This window comes from Sphingobium sp. ba1, from assembly GCF_000743655.1.
Classification (GTDB): Bacteria; Pseudomonadota; Alphaproteobacteria; order Sphingomonadales; family Sphingomonadaceae; genus Sphingobium.
Genome location: NZ_JPPQ01000069.1, coordinates 816,560 through 823,124, shown reverse-complemented (window position 1 = coordinate 823,124; position 6,565 = coordinate 816,560). Strand labels below are relative to the sequence as shown.

Sequence of the window (6,565 nt, the reverse complement as noted above, 5' to 3'; positions counted from 1 at the left end):
ACCGCCGATGGCGGGGCGGCGTCGTCGGCGCGGCGGTTCAGTTCGGCGCGCTTGAGCGCCAGCCAGCCGTCCCAGCCGCGCAAGGCCGCCACCGCGATGATCGCCACGCCCGCCAGGGTGGTCAGGGCCATGGCCAGATAAAGATAGGGGTCCTGCATATGTGCCTCCCTGTCGAAGCGAACCGCGCTTAGTCGCGGTCCCGCAGCTTTTCGAATTCCCGCTCCAGCGCGGTGGAGCCATCGGTCGCCAGCCGTTCCAGCACGGCGACCCGCTCTTTCAGCCCCTTCACTTCGGCGCGCAGCCTCTCGGTGTCGGGGTCCGGCCCGCGTGCGACCAGCGTTTCGCCCTTATCGTGCCGGACCACGCCGTAGCGCGCACGGATCACACTGGCGATGGCGGTGATCGCGACGATGGCGACGACCATTTCAAACGGTCCCATTCCCTTAACTCCCTGTTCTTATGCCGGGATCAGTTGGCGACGCCGCGCAGTTGCTCGATCTCGCGGGTCAGCTGGTGGCTTTCGTCGGTGACGATCCGCTCGACCACGGCCAGCCGGTCCTTCATCGACCCGATTTCGGCGCGCAGCTGGGCATTTTCCTGGCTCAGCAATTTGATGCGCTCGACCATTTCCTCGTTTTTCTGCGGATAGATCGGCTTGCCCCAGCTATTTTCCAGCGGGTAGCCATTTTTCACGCGCAACCAGGTGGTGAATATCCAGCCGCCAATAGCGAGCGCGCCCAGGATCATTCCGACTTGCGCAAAATCTTCAAATGGAAACATCGTCTCTACTCCCTTGCCAGCTGCGCCTCAGCGCAGCGCCTCGATTTCGCGCGCGGTGCGGGTGGCGGGATCGGTAGCGATCCGCTCCAGCACGGCGATGCGTTCCTCTAGGCGGCTGATCTTGCCCACCAGCTTTTCGTTTTCGCGCGACAGAAGGTCGATTTTTCGACCAGCGGCGGCGTCCGTTCGATCAACGGTGCCGGTCCATTCATTTTCCACCGGATAACCGTGGCGGGCACGGACCCAGGTGGTGAACATCCAGCCCAGCGTCGACATGGCGATGATGGCCAGGACAAAGAAAGGTCCACCGACATTCATGATTAGTCTCCCTGTTTTGCCCCAGGCTGCTTAGCGCAGACGATCGATTTCATCGGCCAGGCGCGTGTTGCGGCTGGTATAGTAGATTTCGATGTCCGCGAGGCGGCGATCGATATCGCGGAACTTGGACCGGACGTCGCGGGTGGAGCGGGTCGGATTGGTCCGCACGCCTTGCCAGAATTTCTCGTCGTCGCGATCGGCATAGAGACCCGATGGCTTGTTGTCGGCGAAATAGGCAGCGGCGAAATAGGCGATCAGCGTCCAGGGGAAGGCCCCCATCAGCGTCACCAGCACCGCGCCGACGCGGACCCACACGACGTCGATCCCGCTATAGTCGGCAATGCCGGAGCAGACGCCCATCCATTTGCCGTCGGCCTTGTTGAGGTAAAATTTGGTGCGGCGGGCGGTCATGTCAGTTTCTCCGGTCGAAGGTGAATTCGCCCGGCTCCTGCGGACGATGCGGGCGGAAATCGGGGTTGTCGGCGGCGACGATCCGTTCGACCGTCTGCAGCCGCTCTTCCATCCGACGGGCGAGAAGGTGGAGTTCATCCAGCAGCTTCTCATCCTCGTCGGTGATCTTGGGGGCCTGCTTCCACTTGGTGACATAGTGGAAGATCAGCCACGGCATGCCGATGAACAACATGCCGCAGACGATGATGGGCAGAAAAATCTCTTCCATCGGATCAGTCCCCCTTGTTCATGCTGGCCTTGAGCGCGGCGAGGTCGGCATCCACCTTGTCGGCGGAGCGCAGCTCGGCAATCTCTTCTTCCAGCGTCTTGGGGGCGCTGCCCAGGTCCATCGCGTCGGCGCGGCCTTCGGCCATGTCGACCCGGCGTTCCAGCAGGTCGAAACGCGCAAACGCCTCGTTGACCTTCTCGCCGGCATAGGCTTCGCGCACCCGCAGGCGGTTTTCCGCGCTCTGCATCCGGGTGACCAGGCTGTTCTGGCGCACGCGGGCTTCGCGCAGCTTGGCCTGCAGCTTGGCGATATCCTCTTCGGCGGCGCGCAGCGCTTCGTCCAGCGTCTCGATCTCATGGATCAGATGCTCGGCCATGTCGGTCGCCTTCTGCCGTTCAACGAGCGCCGCCTTGGCCAGGTCTTCGCGATCCTTGGACAAAGCCAGCTGCGCCTTTTCGGTCCAGCTGTCCTGCAAGGCGGTCAGCTTGGCGATGTGGCGGCGCATTTCCTTCTGGTCGGCGATGGTGCGGGCGGCGGACGCGCGCACTTCGACCAGGGTTTCCTCCATTTCGAGGATGATCATGCGGATCATCTTCGCCGGATCTTCCGCCTTGTCGAGCAGGTCGGTCACATTGGCGGCAATGATGTCGCGGGTGCGGGAAAAAATACCCATTTTAACGTCACTCCTGGTCTTGGCTATTTTCTTGAAACGACCGGGCGACCCTTATGCCAGATAGCGTGGGGTTGCCGGATTGTGGGTTTCGCTGGCGAGTATCGGGGTTTCGCTGGCGCGGGCCGGGCCGACGGCTGCCAGGATCAGGGTCGATCCTACCAGCAGGGCGGCGACGGCGACCGACATCAGTTGGCCGATTTCGCGAACGCTGTTGCTGTTGTCTTCCATTTTATACACTCCCTGAACCTTGGCCTTCATGTGGTTCCGCGATTATTTGCGGATTGCCCATAGCTTTGCAGGGGCCGTGCCAAATTGCCGAAAGGCACGGATTTCCGCCATTTTTGTCCATTCATTTCGGTCGAGTGCGGAATTTCGCTTGCGACAAGGTGGGAAATTTCACCATAAGTTGGGGTATGGAGAAAACGACCCATTTTGTCGGCCAGTCATTGGCCTTTCTCGACGCCGTCGAACTGGCGGGCCGGGCGGCCGAACTCAACCGCCCGGTGCTGGTGATCGGCGAGCGCGGGACCGGCAAGGAACTGATCGCCGAGCGGCTGCATCACCTCTCCCCGCGCTGGGGCGAACCCTTGATCGTCATGAACTGCGCCGCGCTCCCCGAAACGCTGATCGAGGCCGAATTGTTCGGCCATGAACAGGGCGCCTTCACCGGCGCCAACCGCGCGCGGCCCGGCCGGTTCGAGGAAGCCGATGGCGGCACGCTGTTCTTGGATGAACTCGGCACCCTGTCGATGGCGGCGCAGGAACGGCTGCTGCGCGTGGTCGAATATGGCGAAGTCACCCGCATCGGCGCGTCAAAGCCGCTGCGCGTCGATGTCCGCATCGTCGCAGCGACCAATGACGATCTGCCCGCCGCCGCCGATGCCGGGCGCTTCCGCCCCGACCTGCTCGACCGTTTGAGCTTCGAAGTCATCACCCTGCCCCCGCTGCGCGCGCGCGAAGGCGATGTGCCGGTGCTGGTCGATCATTTCGGGCGGCGCATGGCCGCCGAGCTGGCCTGGCCGCAATGGCCGGGCTTCGACGCGGCGACGCTGGCGGAACTGGAAGCCTATGCCTGGCCCGGCAATGTCCGCGAATTGCGCAACGTCATCGAGCGCGCCGTCTATCGCTGGGACGCGCCGACCCGCCCGATCAGCCGCATCACCTTCGACCCCTTCGCTTCCCCCTGGAAGCCCAAGCCGCTCATGCCCCGCGCCGCCGACCCCTGCGACCCGCCCGTGCCGACCGCCCAAGCCGCCGCCGCGTCGGTCGACGATATTTGCGACCTGCGCGCCGCCGTCGACGCCTATGAATCCGCGATCATCACCGCCGCCCTCGACCGCTACCGCTTCAACCAACGCGCCACCGCCAAGGGCCTCGGCCTCACCTACGACCAACTGCGCCACTGCATGAAGAAGCATAGCCTGAGCGCCGGGTAATTTTGATGTTCCATTAAATATTGCGGCTCGCTATTTTTGTGCTACATTAATACGCGTGGCAGCGCCGTAGTCGGAGGAAAACATGCCATGCGCATCGAGTATGATCCGTCCAAGCGACAAAAAACTCTCGATGCGCGCGGCCTGGATTTTGAATCCATCGTTATGATGTTCGACAGGTTCCACCTGATCCGAACCGACGAGCGAAAAGATTATGGCGAGGTCCGCTATATCATGCTCGGCCTGTTGGATGAACGGCCGGTCATATGTGTCTGGACACCCAGGGGTGACGCCATTCGCGTCATTTCGATGAGGATAGCAGATGATGACGAACGAGAAATCTACTGGCGGGAACTGGATCGATCCCGATGATGCCCCAAAGCTGACCCAGGACTGGGCCGATGGCGCGGATGCCTATGTGGGCCAGACGCTGGTGCGCCGCGGACGCCCCAAACTCGAACAAACCAAGCAGCATGTGTCACTGCGGCTCGACCCTGATGTGATCGCCAGCTTCAAGGCGGGCGGTCCCGGCTGGCAAGCGCGCATCAACGAGGCCTTGCGAAAGGCGGCGCGTCTCTAGCGCCACCGCCAAGGGCCTCGGCCTCACCTACGACCAACTGCGCCACTGCATGAAGAAGCACCGCCTCAGCGCAGGCTAATCTTCCCCGGCACGGGGAGGGGGACCGCCGCGCAGCGGTGGTGGAGGGGGCGTGCAACAGGGCGCACATCTTCGCCCACCCCTCATCCCGTCATCCTGACGAAAGTCAGGATCCATGAGCCGCTACGTCGTCTCGACGCCCCTAAGGTTGCGCCCATGGATCCCAGCTTCCGCTGGGATGACGGTGAAAACCCCCTCTCACCGCGTCGGCACAGGCTCCGCGCCCGAATAATCGTAAAACCCCCGCCCCGTCTTGCGGCCATACCAGCCCGCCTCGACATATTTCACCAGCAGCGGCGCGGGGCGATATTTGGGGTCGCCCGTGGTGCTGAGGAAAACATTCAATATCTCCAGCGCCGTATCCAGCCCGACGAAATCGAGCAGCGTCAGCGGCCCCATCGGGTGATTGAGCCCCAGCTTGCAGCCCATGTCGATATCGACCACGCTGCCCACGCCCTCGCCCAGCACGAACACCGCTTCGTTCAGCATCGGCAGCAGGATGCGGTTGACGACGAAGCCCGGCGCGTCGAACGCCTGCACCACCGTCTTGCCGATCCGCCCCGCAAAGCCCTCGACCGCCGCCACCGTTTCGGGCGTGGTGGCAAGGCCGCGAATAACCTCGACCAGCACCATCACCGGCACCGGATTGAAGAAATGCACGCCGACAAACCGCCCCGCATCGGGCGCGGCCTGCGCCAGCCGGGTAATCGGAATGGACGATGTATTGGTGGCCAAGATCGCATCAGCCGCCAGCAACGGCCCGACATTGGTAAAGATCGCGCGTTTCACTTCCTCGCGCTCAGTCGCCGCCTCGATCACCAGTTGCGCGTCGGCCAGCGGCGCGATCTCGCCCATCGGCCGGATGCGCGCCAACGCCGCATCGGCATCGGCCTTGCTGATCTTCTCCTTCTCCACCGCCCGCGCCAGCAGCTTGGCGATCCCCGCCAGCCCCTTTTCCGCGCGGGGCAGGTCGATGTCCGACAGGATCACGTCATAGCCCGCCTGCGCCGCCACCTGCGCTATCCCTGCGCCCATCTGCCCCGCGCCGATCACGCCTACCGTGCGAATATCCGTCATGTTGCTCTCTCTCCCTGGCTCAACTCGTCCCCCTCATCCTAGCGCCCCGCCCCGCCGGGGGCCAGAGCGGCCCACTCCTCAAAAAGCGCAGGCGACAAAATGCGCCTGTTGCGCGGGGGAAGGACGTTTCGGCCTTTGCCTCGACCGCGCGCCATGGTTAAAAGCCCGCCATGATTGTTGCCCAAATGATGCCCTCTCCCGCGACCGGACGCTTCATCGCGGCCGTGCATCATTTCCCGCTGCGCATTTATTTCGAGGATACCGACCTGTCGGGCCTCGTCTATCACGCCAATTATCTGCGCTATATGGAGCGCGCCCGGTCCGACATGCTGCGCCTCGCGCAGATCGACCAGCGCGCCGCGCATGAAGCCGGCACCGGCGTCTATGCCGTCACCGACCTGCAGATCCGCTATCGCCGCCCCGCCCGGCTGGATGACGACCTGATGGTGGTCAGCCGCGTGGCTCAGGTGAGCGCAGCGACCTGCACCATTCATCAGTCAGTCATGCGCGGCGACGAACAGTTGACCGACGCCAGCATTTGCGTTGCATGGCTGACGCCGCAGGGCCGCCCGCAACGGCAACCCAAAGCCTGGACCGACATTTTCAGCCGCCTTTGCCAAGGGGAAGACCTCCACCCATGACCCTCAACCTGCCAGACGTCGCCGCGGTGGCCGACGCCGCCACCATTTCCCCGCTGGCCCTGTTCCTTCAGGCCGACATCGTCGTGAAGGGGGTGATGCTGGGCCTGTTGCTGGCCAGCATCTGGACCTGGGCGATCATCATCGGCTTTTCGGTCAGCCTGCGCCGCGCCACCAAGGAAAGCCGCAAGTTCGAGGCGGATTTCTGGAAGGCGGAGGATATCGACCGCTTCTACGAAACCCGTGGCAAGGTGGAGCATCCCGCGGCCAAGGTGATGGCGGCGGGCGTCACCGAATGGCGGCGCTCGA

Annotated in this window: 13 protein-coding genes and 1 pseudogene; 6 read left to right on the top strand and 8 right to left on the bottom strand. The window is 63.4% G+C overall.

Annotation, left to right across the window (positions count from 1 at the left end; genetic code table 11):
- Window positions 1-187: 187 nt before the first annotated feature.
- The 7 genes from IL54_RS06965 to IL54_RS24865 are packed head-to-tail and all read right to left on the bottom strand — an operon-like array spanning window position 188 to window position 2,678.
- On the bottom strand, window positions 188-439 hold the full coding sequence (locus tag IL54_RS06965; RefSeq protein WP_037474283.1) for a hypothetical protein: 252 nt from the start codon (window positions 437-439) through the stop codon (window positions 188-190).
- A 29-nt stretch (window positions 440-468) separates the two neighbouring features.
- On the bottom strand, window positions 469-780 hold the full coding sequence (locus IL54_RS06960) for a hypothetical protein (protein ID WP_037474280.1): 312 nt from the start codon (window positions 778-780) through the stop codon (window positions 469-471).
- 27 nt (window positions 781-807) lie between these two features.
- On the bottom strand, window positions 808-1,098 hold the full coding sequence (locus IL54_RS06955; protein WP_037474277.1) for a hypothetical protein: 291 nt from the start codon (window positions 1,096-1,098) through the stop codon (window positions 808-810).
- 30 nt (window positions 1,099-1,128) lie between these two features.
- Window positions 1,129-1,509, bottom strand: coding sequence for an envelope stress response membrane protein PspC (gene pspC, locus IL54_RS06950; protein WP_037474275.1), 381 nt, complete (start codon window positions 1,507-1,509; stop codon window positions 1,129-1,131).
- Between the two features lies 1 nt (window position 1,510).
- Window positions 1,511-1,777 carry an envelope stress response membrane protein PspB gene (gene pspB / locus IL54_RS06945; RefSeq protein WP_037474273.1) on the bottom strand — a complete coding sequence of 89 codons (267 nt, stop codon included), beginning with the start codon at window positions 1,775-1,777 and terminating at the stop codon, window positions 1,511-1,513.
- A gap of 4 nt (window positions 1,778-1,781) precedes the next feature.
- Complete coding sequence (pspA, locus tag IL54_RS06940) at window positions 1,782-2,450, bottom strand: phage shock protein PspA (RefSeq protein ID WP_037474270.1); 669 nt, start codon at window positions 2,448-2,450, stop codon at window positions 1,782-1,784.
- 51 nt (window positions 2,451-2,501) lie between these two features.
- Window positions 2,502-2,678, bottom strand: a complete 177-nt coding sequence (locus IL54_RS24865) for a hypothetical protein (protein ID WP_171899233.1) — start codon at window positions 2,676-2,678, stop codon at window positions 2,502-2,504.
- Window positions 2,679-2,863: 185 nt separating this feature from the next.
- On the opposite strand from IL54_RS24865, the gene pspF reads away from it, so the two are divergent.
- The 4 genes and pseudogenes from pspF to IL54_RS25855 form a co-directional block, all read left to right on the top strand.
- Complete coding sequence (gene pspF, locus IL54_RS06930; RefSeq protein WP_037474268.1) at window positions 2,864-3,886, top strand: phage shock protein operon transcriptional activator; 1,023 nt, start codon at window positions 2,864-2,866, stop codon at window positions 3,884-3,886.
- An 87-nt stretch (window positions 3,887-3,973) separates the two neighbouring features.
- Entirely contained in the window at window positions 3,974-4,255 is a 282-nt protein-coding gene (locus IL54_RS22800) for a BrnT family toxin (protein ID WP_076605555.1), read from the top strand.
- On the top strand, window positions 4,206-4,463 hold the full coding sequence (locus tag IL54_RS06925; protein ID WP_037474265.1) for a BrnA antitoxin family protein: 258 nt from the start codon (window positions 4,206-4,208) through the stop codon (window positions 4,461-4,463). Before IL54_RS22800 ends, IL54_RS06925 begins: the two co-directional genes overlap by 50 nt.
- Window positions 4,399-4,542, top strand: a pseudogene (locus tag IL54_RS25855) (phage shock protein operon transcriptional activator); the annotation flags it as partial. The gene IL54_RS06925 and the pseudogene IL54_RS25855, both read left to right, overlap by 65 nt.
- 197 nt (window positions 4,543-4,739) lie before the next feature.
- Here the strand turns inward: IL54_RS25855 and IL54_RS06920 are convergent.
- Window positions 4,740-5,618 (bottom strand): 3-hydroxyacyl-CoA dehydrogenase NAD-binding domain-containing protein, encoded by an 879-nt coding sequence (locus IL54_RS06920; protein ID WP_037474263.1) that lies wholly within the window; start codon window positions 5,616-5,618, stop codon window positions 4,740-4,742.
- A 188-nt stretch (window positions 5,619-5,806) separates the two neighbouring features.
- Between IL54_RS06920 and IL54_RS06915 the strand changes: the two genes are divergently transcribed.
- Window positions 5,807-6,259, top strand: coding sequence for a YbgC/FadM family acyl-CoA thioesterase (locus IL54_RS06915; RefSeq protein WP_443211279.1), 453 nt, complete (start codon window positions 5,807-5,809; stop codon window positions 6,257-6,259).
- Window positions 6,256-6,565: MotA/TolQ/ExbB proton channel family protein (locus IL54_RS24860; protein ID WP_443210493.1), on the top strand; the 310-nt coding region annotated here is incomplete at its 3' end. The genes IL54_RS06915 and IL54_RS24860, both read left to right, overlap by 4 nt.